Source organism: Duncaniella sp. B8 (assembly GCF_005304985.1).
Lineage (GTDB): Bacteria > Bacteroidota > Bacteroidia > Bacteroidales > Muribaculaceae > Duncaniella > Duncaniella muris.
On record NZ_CP040121.1, the window covers coordinates 2802149 to 2827032 of the forward strand.

A 24884-nucleotide genomic window follows, 5' to 3' on the forward strand; every position below is an offset into this window, starting at 1 on the left:
TCATGATGATACGTACCGGAATGGGTTATGACGTTCATCGTCTGACAGACAATCGCGATCTTATACTCTGCGGTGTAAAAATACCTTATGAAAAAGGGCTTCTCGGTCATAGTGATGCCGATGTAGCCCTTCATGCTTTGGCTGACGCTCTTCTTGGAGCAGCAGCCATGCGTGATATAGGCTATCATTTTCCTGACACAGACCAGACTTATGCCGGAGCAGACTCGCGTGTGCTTCTGCGACGTGTGGTCGAGCTGATTGTCGGAGAGGGTTTTTCTATCAACAACGTAGATGTGACAATTGTGGCCCAGCGCCCGAAACTTCTGACATTCATTCCTCAGATGATTGAAAATGTCGCTTCAGATCTGGATATCCCCTCTCGTTGCGTCTCTGTCAAGGCCACCACTACCGAACGTCTTGGGTTCGAAGGCCGTGGCGAGGGAATTTCGGCTTTAGCTGTAGCAACCCTATCAGACTCCGGATCATGCAGAGAATGAACCGCCGGCAATGGCTTGGCCGTGTAGGCGGAATCGCTTTTGGCTCGATGGCCTTCACTTCGTGTGGGACGCGTCCGGAAGCTCTTGCCGAGGTAGAGAACGTTTCGCCGCGTGTGGCTGATGCTTATGAACCTATCAGCCAGATTGACTGTGTGGCCTGTGACAACTGTATGCCTTGTCCGTATGGCATCAACATCCCTGACAATCTTATTTTTGTAGATCAGGCCCGGTATCGCGGCTATCTTCCCGGTGAGCTTGACGATCAGGATTTCAAATGCAAGGCTGATATTTTCTTTGACCGTTTCTGTAACAGTATCCCCGATCCTCAGCAGGCCCAGCACTGCATAAACTGTGGCCAGTGTCTGTCGATGTGTCCCGACCACATCGACATACCGCGTCGCATGGCGCAGATCACAGCCTTGACCGATCTGGTACGTAATCTTCGTTGTCTTGAAAAATGAAGAAGTCTGTCAATAGTCTCCGCCTGGGGCGCACTCTGGTTGCGATAGTTGTCTTTTCGCTGCTCGTAGGCTTGTTTGCCGATTACGGGCAGACAGTACCGGCTGTGGCTTCATGGCTTGCCAAAGTTCAGATATTTCCTGCGGCAATGGCATTCTCATTGGCTACATTTGTGATATGGCTTATCGTGACGCTGCTTTTTGGCCGAATTTACTGCTCGACATTCTGTCCGCTTGGTATATATCAGGATCTTTGTTCCCGTTTACCCCGTATGCGCAGGCGCGTCAAGCCCCGCTGGCACTATCATTATTCTTTGCCTCACACTTCATTGCGCCACATTTCGTTGTTTATTGTGGTACTTTCGATCTTTCTTGGCATTTCAGCGGTGACATCATTTTTTGATCCTTATAGCGTCTTCGGACGCTTTGGCCTGAATGTTGTCAGGCCTATTTGGGGTGAGATCCTGAATGCCTGGTATGAAATTGAAAAGCAACCGCAGTTACGTGTTGCCGTGGCTTCCGGTCTCGGTATTTCGATTGCCGTAGTGACTATGCTTATAGTGGGCCTTATCGCATTTCTGCATGGACGTACACTGTGTAATTCTGTATGCCCTGTAGGTACAACTCTGAGTTTTGTCTCAAAATATTCTATTTTTCATATCGATATCAATACTGACAAGTGTATTCAGTGTCGAAAGTGTGAGCATAGATGTAAATCGTCGTGTATTGATCTCAGCAGTCACGTGGTCGATACATCACGCTGCGTTGTCTGTTTTGATTGTCTTTCTGATTGTCCCAATGATGCGATAAGTTATACGTTCAACCGTCATCAGCTGTCAATCCCTCTGATGCAGAAGGTCCGCAACCCGATTGCCGGATCGGCTGCCGGAATGCAGGGGGGACATCTGGAGACTGTTTCCGGTCACAAGACTGATAAAAGCGAAGTTTCGGTAACAGAGCCGAAACTACTTGACCGGCGTAAATTTTTGACTGTGGGCGCTGTTGTCGCGGCGGCTCCTATGGTGGCAAAGGCTGCTGACGCGCTTGCATCTGTGTCGCCACGGCGCCGTATGCTTGCAGTGCCGCCGCCGGGTGTACGTAGCCGCCGGGAATTTCTTGACCGATGCACCTCTTGCGGACTCTGCATCAGTCACTGCCCGCAGGGAGTGCTTAAAGCATCTCTGGAGGAGTATGGTCTGCTCAGGGCACTACATCCCGTAAAGGACTACGATCTGTCATGGTGTATCTATGACTGCACGCGATGTGCCGACCTGTGTCCCACGGGGGCATTGCATCCGTTGACCATATCCGAGAAACGCCGTAGCCGGGTAGGACTTGCTGATGTAGACCGATCATTGTGTATTTCCTATAACGATGGTGTGAACTGCGGTGCATGTTCAAGGCGCTGTCCGGCCGATGCCATAAGCATGACGCCGGCTTCCGGCTGTAACGGGCCATTACCGGTTGTGGATGCTTCCCGCTGCATAGGCTGCGGGGCTTGTCAGTATGTCTGCCCCTCGCGACCGAAAGCGATTGTTGTAAACGGAATCTCCTGATATCCCAAAGAGTATAAAAATTGAATAATCATGAAACAATATCTCGACCTGCTCGACAAAATAATGACCGAGGGCATTGACCGCGGTGACAGAACCGGGACCGGAACCCGCAGCATTTTCGGACACCAGATGCGATTTGATCTCAGTGAGGGGTTCCCGTTGCTGACAACCAAGAAATTGCATCTGAAGTCGATAATCTATGAACTTCTCTGGTTTCTGAAAGGAGATACAAATGTACATTACCTGCAGGAAAACGGAGTGCGTATCTGGAATGAGTGGGCTGATGCCGATGGAGAGCTTGGTCCGGTCTATGGATCCCAGTGGCGTTCGTGGCCTGATTACAGCGGGGGGCATATAGACCAGATTTCGGAGGTGATCCGCACCATACGCGAAAATCCCGAATCGCGCCGAATAATAGTAAGCGCGTGGAATGTAGCCGCTCTGCCTCAGATGGCGCTTCCTCCATGTCATCTGCTGTTTCAGTTCTATGTGGCTGACGGCCGTCTGTCACTGATGCTCTATCAGCGTAGTGCCGACTGCTTCCTCGGTGTGCCATTCAATATTGCATCATATGCACTTCTGCTAATGATGGTGGCGCAGGTAACAGGCCTGCAACCGGGAGAGTTCATCCACACTCTCGGTGACACTCATATATATCACAATCATTTCGAGCAGGTGCGCACTCAGCTTCAGCGTACTCCCGGACGTCTGCCGCGTATGCGCATCAATCCCGAAGTGAAGGATATATTCGATTTCAAATATGAGGACTTTCAGCTTGAAGATTACGAAGCCCAGCCCCACATCAAAGCTACAGTTGCCGTATGACAGTTCCGACATCAATCTCAGCCCCTGCGATAATCGTGGCATGCACACGTGATTTCGCCATCGGGCGTGACGGCGATCTGCTGTATCATATAAGCGAAGACCTGAAAAGATTCAAATCGCTCACTATGGGGCATCCTATAATCATGGGGCGGCGTACATTCGAATCTTTTCCGAAAGGAGCTCTTCCAGGACGTCGCAATATTGTAGTGACCCGCAATCAGGCTTATAAGGCTCCGGGCATCGAGGCAGTCTCTTCTTTTGAGAAGGCGATTGCGCTTTGTGGACCTGACAGCCCGGCGCCATATATTATAGGTGGTGGAGAGATCTATCGTCAGGCTCTGAGTACGACTGACAGAATCGAACTGACTCTGATTGACGCGGTCGCACCTGATGCTGACACTCTTTTCCCGAAACTTGGAATGGCCGAATGGTCAGTCTGGACAGAACACGGATTGCAGCCTTTTAATCCGGATGCAATCACTTTTGAACATACTGACCCGCGTACATCCGTAAGCTACGCTTTTCTGACCTTGGTGAGAACCCGGATGTAGGTCATCTGATTATGTTGCTGATATCAATGGGCTTTGCTGTATCAAGCGGAAGCATAGCGTTTACCATGAATGCACTTGTTATCCCGTAGCGGTTGCCAGGCAGGATGTCATCCGGTCTTAGAGTGGCAGCCGATACTTTTCCGGATTCGAGCAGATGTGACAGCATTACTCCGTGAAGCAGCGGGCGGTCAGAGGTGAGCAGACGGTCACCGGCTGCAAAAATCAGATTTGAGTAGGATGTGTCGGTGATGAAACCGTCTTTCACTATTATCACTTCATCGGCATCACCTCGCATCCCTGCGAGTCCTGAGAGCGCACTCCTGTCGTGATACTTGAGGTGGTAGTCGATGCCCCCGCCATCAACGATTTTCAGCGATCCGACTTTCCGTTGGGTATACGGCTCAAACTCTACGCTGCGTATTGCAATGTCATAAATCACCCTGCATTTCACAGTCTGGTTTTTCAGATTTTCAGGTACAGGCGGAAGCCATGTCAGGTCAGGCACTCCGCAAGCAGAGCCGAATACTTCAAGACGTGTTCTCTCCATGCGTCTGCGATGCAGTTCGAGCAAATGGAATTTTCCATCGCTCCAGCGTATGGTTTCAATGAATAGCGGGTTATTCTGGGTCATTGTGGCAGATATACTTTTGTTAGTACCTCCTGGTACTCGTTGTCGCATTGGCTGTTTATAGTAATTCCACCTCCGCTGTGGAAGTAGAGCGAACCATCGTTATCGCGTTGCACACAGCGGATCATCACAGCGGAGTCCATAATCTTCCCGTCGAAGAACCCGAATACACCGGTGTACCATCCGCGCGGTGCGTCTTCGGTGCTTTTGATAAGGCGGACAGTGGCCTCTTTGGGTGCCCCCGTGATGCTTCCTGCAGGTAACAGAGGCAGAATCAGATCGCCGAAATCAAATTCTTTTCCAGCCGGAAGGCTGCCTGATATTTCAGAACTGGTCTGGAGGATGGTCTTGTTTGTGGCAAATATCTTTTCAACATATCGGAACCGGTCTACTCTTACATTCTCAGCAACTGAATTCAGATCATTGCGCATAAGGTCGACTATGGTGTAATGTTCGCACAATTCTTTATAGTCTGTCATCAGAGTTTCTTCGGCATGCGGAATCGAGGCGTCGATCGTACCTTTCATGGGGTAGGTGGATATACGGCCTTCGGATATTCTTACAAACGGTTCTGGGGAGAAACACACAAACTCGTCGCCAATCAGTATTTTGTAAGGAGCCTTGACATGGCAGAACAGTTCTTTGAGCGAGCAATTGCATGTCACCTTTGTGCGTACAGTAAGGTTTGTCAGGAACGAGTCGCCGCGCATCAGCCCATTCGTTACAGTGTCAAACATAGACCGATAGTCACGAATGTCAGTTACTTCGACAATTCTGAGTGATGGCTGTGGCTGGCATTGGTCTTCTGCATCGATATTACCTACACCGTTGACAGACCACAGAATTTCGCGGCACTCCCGGATATCATCTCTGACAAACCCATTGCTGGCATCAAAATCAACTCCCCATATGAAAGGGATACGCTTGCGCCCCAGATCGTTCATCTGTCTGCGCAGTTCTTCACGAGAAATAGTCGGGTAAGGCATTGGTCGGTGTCTGATGGTTACAGACCACAAAATTATGAAAATAATTGGATGGATATTAAATAAAATGTAATTTTGCAGCCCCGAAGTTCGGCATTAATCAGACCATAAAGACCGACAGAATCACATCAACGCATATGCGGCTGCTTATTATTGACAACCACGATTCATTTGTCCATAACATAATAGGGCTATTGAGAGACTGTGTCAACAGGATGCCGTTCCAGTTTTCGTGGAATGTGGTCAAAAACGATGAAATTCCATTTGACAGTATTGATAATTATGATGCGCTTATAATCTCCCCCGGACCGGGTTTGCCGGCAGAAGCGTCAGGTCTGATGAAAGCTATTGATTTGTGTTCGCATACCAAACCGATTCTGGGAATCTGTCTCGGATGCCAGGCTATCGCGGAGTATTTCGGCGCATCGCTCACGCATCTTGACCATCCTGCTCACGGTCATCTGTCGAGATTGAAAAATGTCGATTCTTCTGATCCGTTGCTCGGATGTATAGAGTGTGAGGCAATTACTGTAGGGCGTTACCATTCATGGATTGTGGCAAAAGAAACGCTGCCGCCATCGCTTGCAGTAAGTTCGCAAGACGAAGACGGCAACATAATGTCTGTACGCCATACTGAATTGCCGATTTTTGGCCTTCAGTTTCATCCGGAAAGCATTATAAGCAACTGTGGCGCCGATATAATAGGTGGATTTCTTTCAATAGTCCGATCCCAGACTAGCCGCGCCGTCAGTCTTGGTTGAGGCTTGAGAGGTAGGCGTGAATTCCCTTGGCGGCATTCCGTCCGGAAGCGATGCAGCGGACTACAAGTGATGCTCCGGTGGCAACATCGCCGGCTGCGAACACTTTCTTGACGCTTGACTGGCCTGAGGAGTCGGTGCAGACATTGCCACGGGCGTCCTTGTCGACTTTGAGAGCATCGATTATACCTTCTGCAACCGGATTGGTGAACCCCATAGCCAGCAGTACAAGTTCTGCTTTGATCACATCGGTATTACCGGTATGTATCAGCTTCATGCGTCCGCTTTCAGGCTCCTTTTCCCATCTGACTTCTTCAACTTCCACTTCCTTGACGCGACCCTCCTTGTCGGCGATGAACTTGCGGGTGTCAAGCAGCCATCTGCGATCACATCCTTCAAGATGTGAACTCGAAGTTTTGAGCACTACAGGCCAGTAGGGCCACGGAGTGTCTGGATTGTCACCGACTGGAGGCTTGGGCATGATCTCTATCTGAGTGACTGAAAGCGCGCCTTGCCTGTGAGCTGTGCCCACACAGTCGCTCCCAGTGTCGCCGCCGCCGATCACAAGCACGTTTTTCCCTTTGGCTGAAATTCGGTTTTCACGGCTGATCTCTACTCCGGCATTTACTCTGTTCTGCTGCTGAAGAAGTTCAAGAGCGAAATGAACTCCTTTCAGATCTCGTCCTTCCACATTGAGATCACGGGCCACTTCCGCACCCATTGCCAGACAGACAGCATCGAAGTCTTTCAATAGATCTTCGATTGAGATGTCTGTTCCTGCCTTGACTCCGCATCGAAACTCTATGCCTTCTTCTTTCAGCAGATTCAGACGACGGTCGATAATGCTTTTGTTCAGCTTGAAATCAGGTATGCCAAAGCGGAGCAAACCTCCGGGAGCTTCGTTTTTTTCAAAGACAGTCACACTGTGACCTTTCTGGTTGAGTTGGTTGGCACAGGCAAGTCCGGCAGGCCCTGATCCTATCACCGCTACGCGCCGGCCGCTACGTTTTTTGGGTGGGCGGGATGTCACATAGCCTTCGGCGAAGGCTCGCTCCACTATGGCTGCCTCATTCTCACGGATAGTGACGGCCTCGTGCTGCTTGTTGAGCACACAGCCTTTCTCACAGAGTGCCGGACAGACGCGCCCGGTGAATTCCGGGAAGTCATCGGTCATTGTCAGCAGTTCATATGCTCCTTTGATATCGTTTTTATACAGGCGGTCCTGCCACTCCGGCTGTCTGTTGCCAAGCGGACAGCTCCAGTGGCAGAATGGCACTCCGCATTCCATGCAGCGTGATGCCTGCAGGCGGCGGTCTTCAGTGTTGAGGGTCTGTTCGACTTCTCCATAGTCATTGACGCGATCGTGCACCGGGCGATAGCCGGCTTCCTTGCGCGGTATATTAAGAAATGCAGTAGGATTTCCCATTTTTTTGATTGCGTTAGAGTGTGGTGGTGTAATAACGGATTTTTGAGAGCCTTCCGGTGATCAGTCCATCTGCATGGAGGCTATTCGACGCTCAAGATTTGCCACTTTTTCATCGTGAAGCACCTTCTTGTATTCGATAGGAATCACTTTTATGAACTGACCCACATAGTTGTCCCAGTCATCAAGCATGGCTCCGGCGAGCGGACTGTGGGTATGGCGGTAGTGGTTGCTGATGAGTTTGTATAGCTCACGGTTGTCAGCCATCTCCTCGATCAGAGAGAGTTCCACCATTTCCATGTTGCAGAAGTAGTCAAAATCGCCGTCAGGATTCCAGACATAAGCGATGCCTCCGCTCATGCCGGCTGCGAAGTTACGCCCGGTAGAGCCAAGAACTACGGTGCGGCCGCCGGTCATGTACTCGCAGCAGTGGTCTCCGACACCTTCAACCACTGCGGTTGCTCCGGAGTTTCTGACGCAGAAACGTTCGCCCACACGGCCGTTGATATAGATTTCGCCTGATGTGGCACCATATAATATGGTGTTTCCTGCAATGATGTTTTCCTGAGGCTTGAATGAGGATCCCTGAGGGGGCACGATTAAGATCTTGCCTCCGGATAGGCCCTTGCCTACGTAGTCATTGGCGTCTCCCTCCAGGCGGAATGAAATTCCGTGGGCGAGGAATGCTCCGAAACTCTGTCCGGCCGCTCCTTTGAAAGTGCAGTTGATGGTGTTGTCAGGAAGTCCGTTATTGCCGAATTTTTTAGCTATCACACCTGACAGCATGGCTCCGACAGATCGGTCGGTGTTGCAGATCGGGAATTCAAGTTCTACCGGCATTCCTGATTCGATGGCAGGATAGCAACGGCTTATGATCTCGCGGTCAAGCACATGGTCGATGTCATGCTTTTGTGTTATTACATTTATTATGGCGTTTGTCTGTGTCTCTTCCGGCATATGAAGCAGCCTGCTGAAGTCGAGTCCGGCGGTTTTCCCATTTTCCATACCGGCTTTGACAAAGAGCATATCGGTACGGCCTATGATTTCATCGAGTTTCCTCACGCCTGTCTCGGCTAAAGTCTCTCTGATTTCACGGGCAAGGAAACGGAAAAAGTTTACAACATATTCCGAGCGTCCGGCAAAACGTTTACGCAGTTCCTCATTCTGGGTCGCTACGCCCACTGGACAGGTGTTTTTGTGACATTTGCGCATCATGACGCAGCCGAGCACAATAAGTGCGCTCGTGGCAAAGCCGTATTCTTCCGCTCCGAGCATCGCCATGATGATCACATCGCGTGCGCTTTTGAGCTGTCCGTCGGCCTGGAGTTTCACTTGTCCGCGCAGATTGTTGATGACAAGGGTCTGCTGCGTCTCGGCCAGTCCGATCTCTACCGGTACGCCGGCATAGCGGATCGAACTTGCCGGAGAGGCTCCCGTGCCACCATCGCTGCCACTGATTGTTATGAGATCGCTTTTTGCTTTGGCTACTCCGGCTGCAATTGTTCCTACTCCGCTCTCCGATACAAGTTTTACGCTTACTTTAGCCGCAGGGTTGACATTTTTGAGGTCAAAAATGAGTTGCGCGAGATCTTCGATGGAATATATGTCATGGTGGGGCGGGGGAGAGATGAGCGAAATGCCCGGAATCGAGTGGCGTGTCCGGGCTATGATCTTGTCGACCTTGAATCCCGGAAGCTGGCCTCCCTCACCCGGTTTGGCCCCCTGCGCTACCTTGATCTGTATTTCATCGGCGTTGACAAGATATTCGGTTGTCACGCCGAAGCGGCCTGATGCCACCTGTTTGATGGCAGAACGGGCAGATGAACCGTCAGGACGCTGGGCAAAACGTTCGGGGTCTTCACCTCCCTCGCCTGTATTGCTGCGCGCACCAATGGCATTCATGGCTATGCCGAGCGCTTCATGAGCCTCACGGCTGATTGACCCGAAGCTCATTGCGCCGGTGACAAAGCGCTTCATGATATCTTCTTCTGACTCTACTTCATCAAGCGATATGGGCGTCCCTTTTTTGAAATCAAGAAAATCGCGGATGAATATGGGCTTGGGCTTATTGTCGACCAGCGATGTGAACTCTTTGAACTTTTTATAGCTACCGAGGCGGGTGGCAAGTTGCAGCGTGGCGATTGTCTCAGGATTCCAGGCATGGCTTTCGCCGTCTTTGCGGAATGCATACTGGCCTATGAACGGCAGCGGACTTTCGGTGTTGAAGTCTTCTGAAAAAGCTTCTTTATGTGCGGCGGTTATGTCGCGTGACAGCAGTCCTATGTCTACGCCGCCTATTTTGCTGACCGTGTTGCCGAAATATTCACGACACATGCCCTCGGACAGTCCGACGGCTTCAAAGAGTTGCGCGCCTTTGTAGCTTGTGATTGTCGATATTCCCATTTTCGACATAACTTTCAGCAATCCTTTGTCAACGGCCTTGATATAGTTTTTTGATGCGGTGTCGAAGTCAAGCTGTATGTCGTGGCGCTTTACAATATCGTCAATCACGGCAAAGGCAAGATAAGGATTGACGGCACTTGCTCCATAGCCGCTGAGCAATGCGAAGTGCATTACCTCGCGGGCATCGGCGGTCTCGATGATCAGAGCTGTCTGTACGCGTTTTTTGCAGTCGATGAGATGGTGATGGACCGCAGAGGTTGCTAAAAGTGACGGTACGGGTGCGTTCTCACTGTCAACCCCACGGTCTGACAGAATAACGTAGTTGCAGCCTTCATCCACAGCCTCTTCGGCTTCGCGGCAGAGGCGTTCTATTGCCTTTACAAGACCTTCATGTCCTTCAGCCGCAGGGAAGGTCATAGACAATTTGCGGGTATTGAAGCCCTTGTAGCGCAGATTGCAGAGCAAGTCGAGTTCGCGGTTAGTGATGATAGGCCTCTTGAGCAGAACCATCTTGCATAACTCAGGCGACGGATCAAGCAAATTAAGTTTCACGGCTCCGATATAGCTGTCAAGACTCATGACAAGCTCTTCACGCAGCGGATCTATGGCCGGGTTGGTGACCTGAGCGAAATGCTGACGGAAATAGTTGAAGAGTAACTGTGGTTCTTCCGATAGAACTGCAAGAGGGGTGTCTTTGCCCATCGAGTTGACAGGCTCCTTCCCGTCTGTCAGCATAGGGGTGATTATCTTCTCGACCTCTTCGCGGTTATAGAGGAATGCATGAAGCTTGCGGCGGAAATCCGTTACGGTGTTCTCAACCTTACGGCCTGAGCTGATATTGTCAAGGTTGATCCTGTTGCGCGAAAGCCAGTCGCGATAAGGGAATTCGGACGCAAGGGCTTCTTTGAGTTCAGCATCGTGGTAGATTTTCCCTTCTTCCATATCGACCATGAGCATTTTGCCCGGACGCAGTCTGCCTTTCTCCTTGACTTCCGAAGCATCGAATGGAAGCACGCCCATTTCCGATGCCAATACAACGGTGTCATTGTTGGTGATGAGATAGCGGGCCGGGCGCAGACCGTTGCGGTCAAGCATACCTCCGGCATAACGGCCATCGCTGAACAATAGAGCTGCCGGGCCGTCCCAGGCTTCCATGAGGATCGAGTTGTATTCGTAGAATGCTTTAAGCTCCGGGGAAATAGGATTCTTGTCGTTGAACGACTCCGGTACGAGCATGGCCAGTGCGCGAGGCAGACTCATGCCTGACATGACGAAAAATTCAAGCACATTGTCAAGTGATGCAGAATCGCTCATGCCGGGCTGAATGACCGGAGCCATGTCTCGTTCGCCGAAGACTGCCGGTTTCAGCATACACTCACGGGCTTTCATCCACAGCCTGTTTCCCTGGATGGTGTTTATCTCACCGTTATGACCGAGCATTCTGAAAGGCTGGGCCAGAGACCAGGTGGGAAAGGTATTGGTGCTGAAGCGGGAATGAACAAGCGCCATCGCTGTGGTGAAACGCGGGTTCATAAGGTCAGGAAAATAATAGCGCAGCTGAAGGCTCGACAGCATACCTTTATAGACAATGATGCGTGATGACAGTGAGACAATGTAGAAATTATCTTTTCCCTCAAGCGAGAGTGATCGCACCTTGTTCTCAACGGCTTTGCGCAGCAGGTAAAGGCGTAGCTCCACCGGTTTGTCGCTTTCTTCATCAGCAACGAAAATCTGTTTGATGCATGGTTCGGCGGCGCGTGCCACAGATCCAAGCTGCTCGTTGTTTGTCGGTACATCGCGGACGGCGATCAGTTTCAGCCCTAAGTCAATGGCTTCGCGTTCGATTATGCCGAGCATTATCTGGCGAGAGTCTTCGTCATGAGGCATGAATACCAATCCGGTCCCATAGCGTCCTTTTTCAGGCACAGGAATTCCCTGCAGGAGAATGAATTCATGTGGAATCTGGACCATGATTCCAGCTCCGTCGCCGGTTTTGGGGTCAGCACCTTCCGCCCCGCGGTGGACCATATGTTCCAGGACCTGGAGACCTTTCTCGACAAGCTGGTGTGACTTGATTCCACGCACGTTGACCAGCAGCCCGACACCACAGGCGTCATGTTCGAACCGCGGGTCATAGAGCCCTTCGGCATTCCTGATAGTTTTCTGCATATACATTTGTATTATTAGAGTCAGACGTATTATATATAGGATTCAGATCAGTTTTCTTCCACACTTTTCATCCAGTCGTTGTCTGACGGGAGTGTCTCGGCCGCATATTCCTCGCCATGCTGTGAGGCATCGAGTCCGAGGTGTTCGTTCCAGCCGGAAACTCTCATTGGGATGATTTTATCTGTAAGCCAGTAGAGGCCGTAGCTCATTATGAATGTGTAGATAAATACCAGTGCGAGTACAATAATATGGTTCCGGAAGAATTCACTGCGGGAAATCATGTCGGGATTACCCTGAGCAAAGAAGTCATAAGCGAAAACGCCGGTGAGGATTGTGCCGATGATGCCGCCGAGGCCATGAGTGGGAAACACGTCAAGTGCATCATCAAGAAGATTGCTGTAGCCTTTCCAGGCAACCGCCATATTGCAGCATATGGTTATGAACAGCGCTATGAATATGCTCTGGCCGAGCGTTACCCAACCGGCGCAGGGTGTGATGGCAACCAGACCGACCACTGCTCCGATGGCAGCGCCCATAGCCGAAGGCTTGTGCCCGCGGATAGCGTCAAGTGTGATCCAGCCGACCATTGCGACTGCAGCTGCTGTGTTTGTGTTGAGAAACGCAGCTACGGCAATCCCGTCAGCGGCAAGTGAGCTTCCGCCGTTGAATCCGAACCAACCGAGCCATAGCAAAGCCGCGCCGAGCAGGACAAACGGAACATTGGCCGGCTTGATGCTTTCGCCTGCTTCCTGATGGCGGCGTCCGAGAAACATCGCACCTGCCAGAGCCGCGATTCCGGAAGCTGCGTGGACCACTATACCCCCTGCATAGTCATGTACATGCATCATGCCGAACAGACCTTCCGGATGCCATGTGCAGTGTGCCAACGGGCAATATACTATGATAGTCCAAAGTACCATAAACAACAGATAGCCTGAGAAATGGACACGTTCCGCAAAGGCCCCGGTGATAAGCGAGGGGGTAATTATGGCGAATTTCATCTGGAAAAGTGCAAACAGGGCAAGGGGTATTGTGGTAGTGGCTATTCCGATCTGCGACAGATCTGTTTTTACATCAGTAATATTGCCTACACCTACATTTTTCATCATGAAGAAGTCGGCAGGGTTTCCAATGACATGCCAGACATCGTCACCGAAAGCGAGACCGAAGCCGAACACGACCCAGATTACACTTACAAAGCCCATGACAATGAAGCTCTGTAGCATCGTGGAGATCACATTTTTCGGCCTGACCATACCGCCGTAGAAAAATGACAGCCCCGGAGTCATCATGAGCACGAATATGGTGGCGGTTATCATCCATGCTATGTTGGCCCAAAGGTGGTCTCCGGGTAGAGTGAAGAGTTCTTCAGAAAATTCTGATTTTACTCCGATGATGCTTGCTGCGATCAATGCAGTCATAACAAATAGCCAGCCTGAGCTGACCTTTTTACCATTTAAAATCATATCTTCAGTTATTTACTATGAATCTGAACAAAAAACAATCTTAAAAAATCTTTCGAGATGTTGCAAAAGTAACACTTTGTTTGTAGATTGGCAAATATATTGACAAATTTCTTTTTGTGTAGGTCTTAAAATGTCAAATTTCTAAACGTGTGAGCTGCCCGCGGCTGTGTGGGCTGAATGATTAAATTGCTGAGATCACGGCTGTTATATGTAAGTAGTAAGGTTTAGTCCGGTAGAAGCTAAAAAAATCTTAATAAGGGGCCGTCTAAATCAATAAATTTTAAAATCGTTTGCATGTGACACTAAAATCATCTACCTTTGAGCCAAGTATTGTTTCATCTATTTTTTGGTTTATAAACTTAAAATAAACCCCATCTATAGCGCAATGGACGCAAATAATTTCGATTTCTCAGAGATAGCCCCTTATGATGAAAAGCAGTTTCGGACAGCTATCGCCAAGATGGTATCTGAGCCGGGATTTGAACATGCTATCCGCTGGGTTCTTCCTGACATTGATTATGATCAATTCATAGGCCTGCTGACTGCCTGCAATAACAAGCAGGAATTCCAGTCACGGATAATGGCTGATTTCCTTGATGAACTTGAACGGAAAACCACAGCCGGTGTTACGGCCTCAGGCGTGGAAAAAATTGATCCCTCAAAACGTTATACATTCATAACAAATCACAGAGATATTGTTCTTGATGCCTCGTTTATCAATCTGATCTTCCTGCGTCGTGATATGCCCACATCAGAAGTGGCGATTGGCGACAACTTGCTTATTTACGAATGGATCACACATCTCGTGAAGCTCAACGGAAGTTTCATTGTCAAACGTAACCTCCCGACCCGTCAGGCTCTTGATGCGGCGCGCCAGCTTTCATCCTATATACATTATGCTATAACCCAAAAGCATGAAAGCGTCTGGATCGCACAGAGGCAGGGCAGGGCAAAGGATTCGAGCGACCACACTCAGGAAAGTGTGCTTAAAATGCTCGGACTTTCAGGCGGAGGCACGCTGACTGAAAATCTGGCCGAAATCAACATTTGTCCGGCAGCCATATCATATGAATATGATCCGAATGACTATCTGAAAGCCCGCGAATACCTGCTCCGTCATCGCGATCCGGAATTCAAGAAAAGCAAGCGTGACGATCTTTTCTCGATGGAAACAGGTCTGATGCAATACAAAGGCCGTGTCCACATATCTTTTGCAAACTGCATTTCGCCGATGATTGAAGCTATTCCTGCGGATGCTGACAAGCAGGAGTCTCTGAGCCGTATCTGCCATCAGATAGACAGTTCGATACACAGCGGCTATAGAATCTATCCGATCAACTATGTGGCTTATGATCATGCGTTTGATTCAGATATGTATCGTGACCGCTATACGGAAGAAGATATTGCAAAAGTCACCGAATATGTCGAAGGGCAGCTTGACAAGGTTGATATCACTGATGTGACCCCTCAGGAACGGAATTTCATGCGGACATATATGTATATGATGTATGCAAATCCGCTACGCAACAAACTTCTTGCCTCCGGTAGCTGTTGATAGATAATACAGAGATATATTCAACAGTCAATCAAAAAGAGTAGAATTTAATCCATGCGTCTTCCACTGTTCCCGCTTCTTATAGCCATTATTGTCAACCTCCTTGTTGATACATATATCTACAAGGCTCTGACGCATCGGTTCAGGAGCCGGATTCCGGCACAGGTCCATCTGTGGAGCGCGGTGGCGCTGTTTATATTGATTGTTGTGGCATTGCTGATGCCACGCACATCGTCAGAGAGCGCTCTGCTGGCTGTGATGTGGATGATCTACATATATATATCTGTCTATTTCGCAAAATACGCTTTTGTTATCATAGATCTGGCAGCCAGAATTCCGCAGTTGCTCAGACGCAAACGGCTCAGATGGCTTTCGGCAATCGCTTCGGTGACCGGTGTCGGTGTGCTCGGTGTGATGCTGTGGGCTTCTATGATCAATAGGTTCCATATTGATGTAAATGAAGTCGAGATAGGTATTGACGGGTTGCCAGACGGTTTTGACGGCTATCGTATTGCCCAGATCTCGGATCTGCACGTTGGGACATTTGGCTCAGACACATCGTTCGTTTCGACTCTTGCTGACAGGGTCAATGCTCTGGATGCGGATATGATTGTGTTTACAGGTGATATAGTCAATTCGCGCAGTACGGAACTGATCCCTCATGCCGCTCCTCTTTCAAAACTTTCGGCGCCTGACGGAGTATTGTCGATACTTGGAAATCATGACTATGGTGACTATGCTTCCTGGCCGGATAAGGCAGCGAAGCAGGGCAATATGGATCTTATGAAGTCGCTGCAGAAGGATATGGGCTGGCGTCTTCTGCTTAATGAATGTGTTATGCTGCACCGTGGAGGTGATTCAATAGCTGTTATCGGAGTCGAAAATATAGGAGATCCGCCTTTCCCGGTCTATGGATCGCTCTCAGATGCCTATCCACAGTACTCAGACAGTGTTGTCAAGATATTGCTGACCCACAATCCTGCTCATTGGGTCGACTCGATCGCATCCAGGCCAGATATAAATATACCGCTTTCTCTCTCCGGCCACACTCATGCGATGCAGATTGAAATATTCGGCTGGTCGCCGGCAAAATACCGCTATCCGACATGGGGCGGACTCTATGCCGATGACAATGGCAGCCACCAGTTATATGTCAATATAGGAACAGGCACCGTCGGATTTCCGGCGCGTGTCGGAGCCACACCTGAGATTACTCTATTCACACTTAAAAAAGCAAAAAACCAACATTAATGGCCAACGTACACGCCAATGTAATTACTGCCGAACTCGGCACTCATCTGCGTAAGCATGTGGCGGCATGTCTTCGCCTGCTGGATGAAGGAGCTACTATTCCTTTCATTGCCCGTTATCGAAAAGAAGCAACCGGAGGGATGGACGAAGTGACAGTTCATGCCGTTCAGAAGCGCCATCAGGAACTTTCCGAACTTGACAAGCGTAAGGAATATATCCTTGACGTGATCCGCGAGCGCGGCGCGCTGACGGCTGAACTTGAAGAGCGTATAAACGAGACACTTGATCCGGTGGCTCTAGAGGATATATATCTTCCGTATAAACCTAAACGCAACACCCGTGCGCAAGCTGCGCGAGCTCTTGGGCTTGAGCCTTTGGCAAAAATTATCATGGCTCAGAACTCGACTGATGTGGAGAAGCAAGCCAAAAAATTTGCAAAGGAAGCCGGTAGCATAAGTGCGGCTCTGGCCGGAGCATCCGATATAATTGCCGAATGGGTAAGCGAGAGCGAGAAAGCAAGGAATCTTGTCAGATCACGTTATCAGCGTTCGGCTGTCATCAATTCCAAAGTGATTGCCGGTAAGGAAGATGAGGGGAAGAATTATCAGAACTATTTCAACTTCTCCGAGCCATTGAGGACCTGCAATTCTCACCGTTATCTCGCCATGCGCCGCGGAGAAGAGGAAGAAATTCTCAAGGTGTCGATTACGATTGATGACGATGAAATGATTGACCGTCTTTCTCGTATGTTTGTCCGTTCGGGCGCATCGGAAGAGTGTGCGTCTCTAGTGCGCGGTGCTGTAAAGGACGGTTACCGTCGTCTGATGAGGCCATCGATAGAAAACGAAGTGGCTGCTGCCACCAAAGAAAAGAGCGATGATGCGGCCATACAGATGTTTGCCGACAATGTGCGCCAGCTCCTGATGGCGGCTCCGCTCGGTCGCAAGCGCGTGCTTGCTATAGATCCCGGTTTCCGCACAGGCTGCAAACTTGTGGTGCTTGACGAGCAGGGCAATCTGCTTCAGCATGATGTCATCTATCCCACGCCTCCGGCCAATGACTTTGTCGGAGCTGCCGATGCCCTTTGTTTTTATGTGGATCGCTATCGGATTGACGCTATAGCTATCGGGAACGGCACTGCCGGACGAGAGACGGAACGCTTTATCCGTGATGTGATGTTGCCTCGCAAGGTGCAGTTGTTTATGGTGAATGAAAACGGGGCATCGGTCTATTCGGCCTCTGAAGTCGCTCGCGAGGAATTCCCGAATGAAGATGTCACTGTGCGTGGAGCTGTATCGATCGGTCGCCGCCTGATCGACCCACTGGCCGAACTTGTGAAGATTGATCCGAAGGCGATCGGTGTAGGGCAGTATCAGCATGCTGTCAACCAGACTAAGCTCAAGGATTCGCTGGACTATGTGGTTGAAAGCTGTGTGAATACAGTCGGTGTGAATGTCAACACCGCATCCAGGCAGTTGCTGTCTTATGTCTCAGGCATTGGCCCGTCGCTGGCTGCCAACATAGTGAAATATCGTGCTGAAAATGGCGATTTTACTTCTCGTGACCAATTGCTTCAGGTGCCACGTATGGGAGAGAAGGCTTTTCAGCAGTGTGCAGGCTTCCTGCGCATTCCTGGAGCGCCTAATCCGCTTGACAACACGGGTGTTCACCCTGAACGCTATGAACTGGTAGAACAGATAGCCTTTGATGCCAAGGCCGATGTGGCTCGTCTTGCCCGTGACCGCAATCTGCTCCACAGTATTGAGCTTGACCGTTATGTGACAAAAGAAGTCGGTCTTCCGACGCTCACTGATATCATTCTGGAACTTGAGAAGCCTGGCCGGGATCCGCGTGAGACAGTAGAAGAGACGCCTTATGATGATTCTGTCAGAACGATAGATGACCTACATATAGGCCAGGAGCTTACCGGAAAGGTCAACAATATAACTGCCTTCGGTGTGTTTGTTGATCTCGGCATGAAGGAAAACGGCCTGATACATATTTCTCAACTCAGCGAGCGTTTCATTTCCTCTCCTTCTGAAGTAGTCAGCATCGGGCAGAACGTCAGAGTGAGAGTGATGGACATAGATACATCACGTGGCCGCATAGCTCTGACCATGAAAGGAGTCGCACAATGATCGAGAACCTTAATTCCTGTACGGTCGGACTCGGAAGCAATACCGCAGACCGCAGCTGTCAGATCGGGCAGGCCATCGAGCATCTGCTCGGCTATTTAGAAAACGCTTCGGCTTCATCGGTCTATGAATCTGAGGCTTTCAACGGCAAGGATGAACCGTATTTCAATGCTGTTGTACATGGTTACACTTCTCATGACCGTGAGACTATAGTGAAATATCTGAAAGAGTGGGAAGCCGAGTGTGGACGCACAATGGAGGATACATTGAAAGGCATGATCAAAATAGATCTCGATCTTGTGATCTGGAACGAGCATATTCTGAGGCCCAAGGATTTTGAGCGGCACTATTTCAATTGCGGATATCGTGAGCTTCTTGCCAAAGGGGCATATGAGACATTATGATATGAACTTTGCGGACCGGATATTCCGGATATGCACCCAGATATAAAAAACACAGCGGTCGCCGGCATATAACCGGTGGCCGCTGTGGTTTTTTGTTGATTGTAAGTGTTTTACCGATATTGAATTTTCAGTGATCCATACATGGTTGCGGCAAGTGCCACGAACAGTAGCAGGCTTCCGAACAGAAGTGCGTAGGTCGAGATGCATAGCATCACATAGCAGAAACCATACATTATAGAGAGCACACCGCAGATGGCAAGGCCGACAGCTTTTGAGCCGAGCATCTTCCACATGTAGCATGTGATAAGGGTTATGGTCATGACTGCGGCTATCAGATAGCTTGCTCCGAATGACATGTGTTCTGACAGTCCCAGCAGCAGAGAGTAGAACAGGATCAGAGCCACACCGATGAGGAAGTAATTGAACATCGGTATTGGGCGGTGCATGGTGGTCTCCGTGAAAAATACGCTGAAAAAAGTCAGAATGATGATTATGAATGCATATTTTATGGCACGGCATACTTTCTGATAGCGGTCGACACCGAGGAGAAAATCGGCACCGACGTATTCACACACGTTGTAGCCGCCAACAGTATGCCGTATCTCCCATCTGGCTGAGAAGCCGTCTTTGCCTACCTTGCGGCTGACCGGCAATTGCTCTCTGCTGAATGAAGGATTGGTGGCATTTCCGATGATGGTTATAGTGTTTGTGTCAGCAGACGGCATGATGAAAAATCCGCCTGATCCGCGCGCTTTTATCGAGGTGCTGAACGGGACATCTTCGATTTTATCAAGATCGGCTATAGGGATACATGCATGAAGGCTCGAATCCGAACGGCTCCAGGCATATGTGGTGTCACCGATCTTCAGCGGGCTTGTTTCGGTTACGTTGTGCGGATCAATGTCGATTTTGACTGTTATTGAATCGGACTCAAAACGTTTGAAATCTGACGATCTGAAGTGACCTTTCATGCTGATGGCAGCTGTAAATACTTCCGCTTCATAGATGCCGCGGTGAAGCGACATGGTTTCTACGTTGGCGTTCACGTTAAGCGCTACCGGGACAATACCGGCAGGTCTAAGACTGTCGGTGTCCGGCTCGATTGCAAGAAAGGGGCCGTCAATATATGTCTTTTCGCCCCATTGCCCGACAATATCCTGTGAGACATCCGCACTGGTTGTATTGCGGTCATAGGCCATCAGCCATATTGCAAGAGCGCCGATCATGAGCACACAGCAGAGCAGCCCCATCAGGACTATCTTCAGTCCGACTGACATGTCTGGTCCGGAAGGTCGGTTTGGTTTGGCTGAAGGGGGCTGAGGCGTGAATACCGGCAATGGCGGAGGTGTAATGCGTGGTGGCAGATTGCTCATTGCTTTGTCACTGTATTGTTAGTTCCCGGTCTATCACTTTTAGTCTGAGTGTAAAATACATGGCTATGGCCAGAATCACGAACAGTGACAGACTGCCAATCAGCAGGGCCATCGAGCCCATGTAGAGAAGAAGGAGTATGATGCCGTATTCCACAATCAGAATGCCCGCAGTCAGGACAACTGCTTTAGTATAGGCCATAATTCCTTTGACAAATGTGCCTATAAGGCCTACTGTCATGACTGTCACAATTGCGTAAGCGATGTAGAACGGCATTTTTTCGGCCATAGCGAGCAGCAGGAGGAAGAACAGGCAGAGCGCGCAGCCTGTCAGTCCATATTGCAGATAGTTGACAGTCTTGCGGTATCTGATTTCAATAAGTGTCAGTGACAGCAGCGAGATTGCCGTTATGGCAAAGCAGTAGCCTGTCGAGTTGCAGACCAGTGTGCTTGCCGCTTCACTCAGAAGGGTCAGTTCGGCGCGTGATTCCGCGAGACTGTCTATCCCGGATGCGATCATGGTGAATATGATCGAGATTCCGAGCACAAAAAAGGTCTGTAGTCCAAGCCAGCGCATGGTATATTTTGGTTCCGGGATGGTTGGAAGCTTCGGCGCCTGGGCCATTTGCGGGTTCATGTTCTGAGTGGTTTGTGATTCCATAAATTCAAATGTGATTTATTGGCTGAGAATAGTGTTTGCTATGTCTGGATGGCATATAACAGCATGACAGACTTATAAATGCAAAATTATTAAAAACGAGATGAAAAACAAAAATACTGATCAAAAAATGTGTGGCACAATCGTCGCAATATCTATGACAGAAGCCGGTAGAGCCCCATTCCCCAATTTGTGTAATCTCAGCTGTGAGTTCGGTGACAAGTCTGCGCCGGAGGATATTCCACTTAAAGATCGAGCTCCCTGAAAATTGGGATGAACTGATGAAGGAAGCCGGTTACAGACCGCTGTCGGAGTCTAATGGTCAGTGGATTGGCTTAAGGATTATTGAAAATGGAGTGTTGCGCAGTGATCTGTGTGGTATGTCGGCTTCGGTCAGTTCCTGACGGTAGCGGTCATGTCGCCTGCGGTTCAGATCGGCGCTAAGGAGTATTGTATCAGGTCTGATCTCCGCGGCGAGATCTCTGATGTCGCCGCGGAAACCGTTGCACACAAGTGCATAGCTGATGTGTCGGTCACAGTCAGAGACATGTGATTTGTCGTAAACCATTAGAATTGTCAATAGACTATCGGCGGAACTTTCAGTAAGTCTGCCGGAATGGGTCCGGAATGTAAGTAGATTGTCGTGTCTGGAGAACAGTCCGGAGTGGCAATGAGCCGGGAGCGGGCGTATTGAGTCAATGCCGCGTTTGAGCATGAAAAGTCTGTATTTTTGTGTATAACTGTCAATAATATCTCCGGTTTCATGGTTTCGGGCTGTTGTGGCGAAGACCAAAGTATTGTCATGGCGTATAATGACTGATGTATGTCGGCCTGTGCGTGGGATATAGAGTTCTGCTCCGGGATCGGCATTGCATCGGAATGAGGCTGTGATGAAGACGGTGAAGACTGAGAGCATAATTGTTGCCGCGAGCCCGGCCGGTCTGCGCCTGTAGAGCCAGATGGCAAATGCTGCAAGAGTGACAAACCATGCGGCTATAGTGAAAGGGTGGAGTAGGATACCGTCGGCAACAGCTCCGGGAAGGGTGCTTGCAAAGGTTGAGGCCGAGAGGATTATACTGTAAAGCGAGTCAACGCAGTCTGCAAGCCAGAGCCATTGAAGGCCGGCGGCATTGGCTGAAAGAAGTACGATACCACCGCCAAGAATTAGCGGCAGCAGCAACGCGCTGATGAAATTGACAGGAAGTGCATAGACAGGTAGAATGTTGAAATAGTAAGCGCTGACTATCCCGGTTCCGAGCAGGGCGGCTAGAGTTACTGCCGGATATGTGGCGAAAGTGTATGCTATGGCGTTGCGGCGGCTGAACGGGTTGATCTTCTCAGCAAACAGCAATATGGATATAACGGCAAGAAAAGATAGCTGGAAGCCGATCGAATAGATGGCCTGAGGAGTGAAAAGTAATATCAGCAGTGCTGCAAGGCATAGCGAGTTGAACGGTGCGCGAACCCGCTGGAGCATAGCGGAGATCAGAAGGACCGATGCCATTATCACAGCGCGTACCACAGACGGGCTCAGTCCCGTCATTATTGCGAACATCCACAGGAGGATTATTGTGAGTATTGTGCGTAGATTGTTCAGTCCGGTAAGTCGGAGAGGCAGAAGTACAAGTGAAATTATAAGTGCGATTATGCCTACGTGCAGCCCGCTGAGAGCCAGTATGTGAGAGAGCCCGGTTATGGAAAAGATCTCGCGAGTCTCTGCTGTCAGCATTGAGCGGTCTCCTGTGAGAGCGGCGTTCAGAAATCCCTGAGTCTTGTCAGTCAGCGCTGAGGCAGCTATAAGGAGTGTGATTTTTTCGTGCTGTCTGCGGATGGTGTTTAAAAGTCCCGGCTCCGGCTGAATGATTCTGAGGCTGTCAGGCGAAACCAATGCTTGGCCTATGACTCCGCTGCGCCGTAGAGATGAATTGTAGTCGATTTCATCTGGGAGATCTGGGTCATATTCAATGTTGTCAAGTTTTGCCGGAAAATGTATGCGCCATCGTTCATCGACAGTAGGTACTGATGACGGCACCGAGACTTTGACTCTGAAAGGCCGGATTGCGTGGCCGTTGCAGGAGTCGATCTTGACAATCAGAGTCTGTGTGGGCTCGAAACGGCGTACTTCAGTGGTGACACCTGAAAAGCAGTATGAATGTTGGCTGAACTCCGTAGGCAATTGCGGCGGAGCATGAAGTTCGCTGTCCAAGCAGCCAAGAGCCATCGCGATCAGGAGTATCGAGATGCTGTAACGGTGCAGAACAGCCGCAGCGAAGGCTCCGGCTGTAAGTAGGAACATAAAAAATCCGCCCATACCACACCCCTGCAGAAGGATACCGGTTATAAACGCAACGGTAAATGGCAGAAGTGGAATGAGCGGGAGAGGCAAAACCGTGGAGAGTGAGAAGGTGTACTATTTACATGTTCCAGATGTTCCATGACTCGAATGCCTGGAGAAGGAGCATCTCAAGGCCGTTTTTGACTTCGGCTCCGTAGGCGCGCGATTTTTTCATGAATGTAGTGACATCAGGGTTATAGATCAGATCGTAACAAAGATGGTCCGGTGTCAGTAGATCATAAGGAATGTCTGGGCAGCGGTCAACATTTGGATACATCCCCAGCGGGGTGCAGTTTACTATGATCCTGTGGCTTTCCATTACTTCCGGTGTGAGTTGAGCATAAGAAAGCTGACCCTCTGCAGGTGTACGTGACACGAAGACAGGTTCGACACCGAGATTTATCAGGGCGCGGTTGATAGCCTTTGATGCGCCCCCAGTGCCAAGTATCAAAGCCCGGTTACGTTTGGGGTTGATAAGAGGTGCGATAGAATTCTGGAATCCCATGGCATCGCTGTTATAGCCTTTGAGCCGGATGTCTCCGTTTTTGTCGCGTATGATCTTTATGACATTCACAGCCCCGATCTGAGCGGCTTCCGAGTCCATCTCGCTCATATAGGGGATGACCTGCTCTTTGTAAGGGATGGTCACGTTGAGGCCTGAAAGATTCGGATTTTCAGAAATTACCTCCATGAGATCGCCAATTTCCGGTATTTCAAAATTGACATATTCGGCGTCGATATTTTCTGACTCGAACATGTTGTTGAAATAGTTCATTGAGAAGGAGTGGGTGAGGGGAAAGCCTATAAGGCCATAGACTCTGTGGCGTGGCAGTGACATATTATTATGGTATTATGCGGGTGGATATATCAAATGGATTTATTTTTTCTGCTGGATGTCAGTCGGAACATGAAGTGGCGCTCGCAGGCCGTAACGCATCCCAAGGGATGAGAAGGAATGTGAGTCTGCTCCCTTTCAGTATGTAGACTCTGAACCTGGATGTGGATCTGACAGACAGTATCTCAGACCACTGGATTGTTTCCGGATCCGGAACGGGCAGAGGCGGAAGAGGTGCACGTTCTTCTTCAGATGCTATGGGCAGGAGGGTGCGTTGAGCGACTGATTTCCCGGATTCTGCATTTTCTTTTTTTTCATCCGACAGATAGATGAGGCGGATGAAATTGTTTTCGTCAATCTCTACCTGCTTTCTGATGACAGCCCGTCGTGCTTCAGGTGTGAGCATGTAGTAGGTATAGAGAAATGACATGAGCATCGGCACCACAATGAAAAGCAACATCAGGGCTATGAGCAGGAAGCGCGGGTCGTAGACAAAGCCTACTGCGGCACAGATGGCTATGGGAAGTATGATTGTCCAGCCGTAACGAGGAATCCACAGGCTGAGCAATACCGACAGGTAGTCACCGGACGAGGTTGTGAATGGTTGTGTTGTGGTCACTTTCC

20 protein-coding genes are annotated in these 24884 nt (G+C 49.8%); 10 read left to right on the forward strand and 10 right to left on the reverse strand.

Features of this window, described 5'->3' with window-relative positions; all coding sequences use genetic code 11:
* The first annotated feature begins 2 nt into the window (after window positions 1–2).
* From ispF to FDZ78_RS11840, 5 genes are read left to right on the forward strand one after another with little or no spacing between them, the layout of a single operon-like run.
* Window positions 3–497 carry a 2-C-methyl-D-erythritol 2,4-cyclodiphosphate synthase gene (ispF, locus tag FDZ78_RS11820; protein ID WP_107033104.1) on the forward strand — a complete coding sequence of 165 codons (495 nt, stop codon included), beginning with the start codon at window positions 3–5 and terminating at the stop codon, window positions 495–497.
* Window positions 485–958 carry a 4Fe-4S dicluster domain-containing protein gene (locus tag FDZ78_RS11825; RefSeq protein ID WP_136408619.1) on the forward strand — a complete coding sequence of 158 codons (474 nt, stop codon included), beginning with the start codon at window positions 485–487 and terminating at the stop codon, window positions 956–958. The genes ispF and FDZ78_RS11825 overlap by 13 nt, the downstream gene beginning before the upstream one ends.
* The gene (locus tag FDZ78_RS11830) at window positions 955–2511 is read left to right on the forward strand and encodes a 4Fe-4S binding protein (protein ID WP_123398014.1); all 1557 of its coding nucleotides are present in this window, start codon (window positions 955–957) and stop codon (window positions 2509–2511) included. The genes FDZ78_RS11825 and FDZ78_RS11830 overlap by 4 nt, the downstream gene beginning before the upstream one ends.
* Window positions 2512–2541: 30 nt before the next feature.
* Window positions 2542–3336 carry a thymidylate synthase gene (locus FDZ78_RS11835; RefSeq protein WP_136408620.1) on the forward strand — a complete coding sequence of 265 codons (795 nt, stop codon included), beginning with the start codon at window positions 2542–2544 and terminating at the stop codon, window positions 3334–3336.
* Window positions 3333–3887 carry a dihydrofolate reductase gene (locus FDZ78_RS11840; RefSeq protein ID WP_123398012.1) on the forward strand — a complete coding sequence of 185 codons (555 nt, stop codon included), beginning with the start codon at window positions 3333–3335 and terminating at the stop codon, window positions 3885–3887. Before FDZ78_RS11835 ends, FDZ78_RS11840 begins: the two co-directional genes overlap by 4 nt.
* A gap of 1 nt (window position 3888) precedes the next feature.
* On the opposite strand, the gene FDZ78_RS11845 is transcribed toward FDZ78_RS11840, so the two are convergent.
* Both FDZ78_RS11845 and FDZ78_RS11850 read right to left on the reverse strand, forming a co-directional pair.
* Window positions 3889–4518 (reverse strand): aminotransferase class IV, encoded by a 630-nt coding sequence (locus FDZ78_RS11845; RefSeq protein ID WP_168182056.1) that lies wholly within the window; start codon window positions 4516–4518, stop codon window positions 3889–3891.
* The gene (locus tag FDZ78_RS11850; RefSeq protein WP_240740273.1) at window positions 4515–5501 is read right to left on the reverse strand and encodes an aminodeoxychorismate synthase component I; all 987 of its coding nucleotides are present in this window, start codon (window positions 5499–5501) and stop codon (window positions 4515–4517) included. The genes FDZ78_RS11845 and FDZ78_RS11850 overlap by 4 nt, the downstream gene beginning before the upstream one ends.
* 134 nt (window positions 5502–5635) lie before the next feature.
* Between FDZ78_RS11850 and FDZ78_RS11855 the strand changes: the two genes are divergently transcribed.
* A complete protein-coding gene (locus tag FDZ78_RS11855) occupies window positions 5636–6259 on the forward strand; it encodes an aminodeoxychorismate/anthranilate synthase component II (RefSeq protein ID WP_136408622.1) in 624 nt (207 codons plus the stop codon).
* On the opposite strand, the gene FDZ78_RS11860 is transcribed toward FDZ78_RS11855, so the two are convergent.
* The 3 genes from FDZ78_RS11860 to FDZ78_RS11870 are packed head-to-tail and all read right to left on the reverse strand — an operon-like array spanning window position 6246 to window position 13672.
* Window positions 6246–7682 (reverse strand): glutamate synthase subunit beta, encoded by a 1437-nt coding sequence (locus FDZ78_RS11860; RefSeq protein WP_136408623.1) that lies wholly within the window; start codon window positions 7680–7682, stop codon window positions 6246–6248. The genes FDZ78_RS11855 and FDZ78_RS11860 overlap by 14 nt on opposite strands.
* 60 nt (window positions 7683–7742) lie before the next feature.
* Window positions 7743–12257, reverse strand: a complete 4515-nt coding sequence (gene gltB, locus FDZ78_RS11865) for a glutamate synthase large subunit (RefSeq protein ID WP_136408624.1) — start codon at window positions 12255–12257, stop codon at window positions 7743–7745.
* A 41-nt stretch (window positions 12258–12298) separates the two neighbouring features.
* The gene (locus FDZ78_RS11870; protein WP_240597823.1) at window positions 12299–13672 is read right to left on the reverse strand and encodes an ammonium transporter; all 1374 of its coding nucleotides are present in this window, start codon (window positions 13670–13672) and stop codon (window positions 12299–12301) included.
* Between the two features lie 430 nt (window positions 13673–14102).
* Between FDZ78_RS11870 and FDZ78_RS11875 the strand changes: the two genes are divergently transcribed.
* From FDZ78_RS11875 to FDZ78_RS11890, 4 genes are read left to right on the forward strand one after another with little or no spacing between them, the layout of a single operon-like run.
* Window positions 14103–15272, forward strand: coding sequence for an acyltransferase (locus FDZ78_RS11875; RefSeq protein ID WP_107033094.1), 1170 nt, complete (start codon window positions 14103–14105; stop codon window positions 15270–15272).
* 54 nt (window positions 15273–15326) lie between these two features.
* A complete protein-coding gene (locus tag FDZ78_RS11880) occupies window positions 15327–16523 on the forward strand; it encodes a metallophosphoesterase (protein WP_136408625.1) in 1197 nt (398 codons plus the stop codon).
* Window positions 16523–18661 (forward strand): Tex family protein, encoded by a 2139-nt coding sequence (locus FDZ78_RS11885; protein WP_136408626.1) that lies wholly within the window; start codon window positions 16523–16525, stop codon window positions 18659–18661. The genes FDZ78_RS11880 and FDZ78_RS11885 overlap by 1 nt, the downstream gene beginning before the upstream one ends.
* Window positions 18658–19062 carry a 2-amino-4-hydroxy-6-hydroxymethyldihydropteridine diphosphokinase gene (locus FDZ78_RS11890; protein ID WP_107033091.1) on the forward strand — a complete coding sequence of 135 codons (405 nt, stop codon included), beginning with the start codon at window positions 18658–18660 and terminating at the stop codon, window positions 19060–19062. Before FDZ78_RS11885 ends, FDZ78_RS11890 begins: the two co-directional genes overlap by 4 nt.
* A 110-nt stretch (window positions 19063–19172) precedes the next feature.
* Here the strand turns inward: FDZ78_RS11890 and FDZ78_RS11895 are convergent, their stop codons facing one another.
* The 5 genes from FDZ78_RS11895 to FDZ78_RS11915 form a co-directional block, all read right to left on the reverse strand.
* Window positions 19173–20339, reverse strand: a complete 1167-nt coding sequence (locus tag FDZ78_RS11895) for an inner membrane CreD family protein (RefSeq protein WP_168182058.1) — start codon at window positions 20337–20339, stop codon at window positions 19173–19175.
* Window positions 20340–20442: 103 nt separating this feature from the next.
* The gene (locus tag FDZ78_RS11900; RefSeq protein WP_123398004.1) at window positions 20443–21093 is read right to left on the reverse strand and encodes an inner membrane CreD family protein; all 651 of its coding nucleotides are present in this window, start codon (window positions 21091–21093) and stop codon (window positions 20443–20445) included.
* A 319-nt stretch (window positions 21094–21412) separates the two neighbouring features.
* Window positions 21413–23386: a ComEC/Rec2 family competence protein gene (locus FDZ78_RS11905; protein ID WP_168190011.1), complete on the reverse strand. Its 1974-nt coding sequence runs from the start codon at window positions 23384–23386 to the stop codon at window positions 21413–21415.
* Window positions 23387–23504: 118 nt separating this feature from the next.
* Window positions 23505–24263, reverse strand: coding sequence for a shikimate dehydrogenase (locus FDZ78_RS11910; RefSeq protein WP_123398002.1), 759 nt, complete (start codon window positions 24261–24263; stop codon window positions 23505–23507).
* A gap of 58 nt (window positions 24264–24321) precedes the next feature.
* A complete protein-coding gene (locus tag FDZ78_RS11915) occupies window positions 24322–24879 on the reverse strand; it encodes a hypothetical protein (RefSeq protein WP_137426208.1) in 558 nt (185 codons plus the stop codon).
* Window positions 24880–24884: the final 5 nt, after the last annotated feature.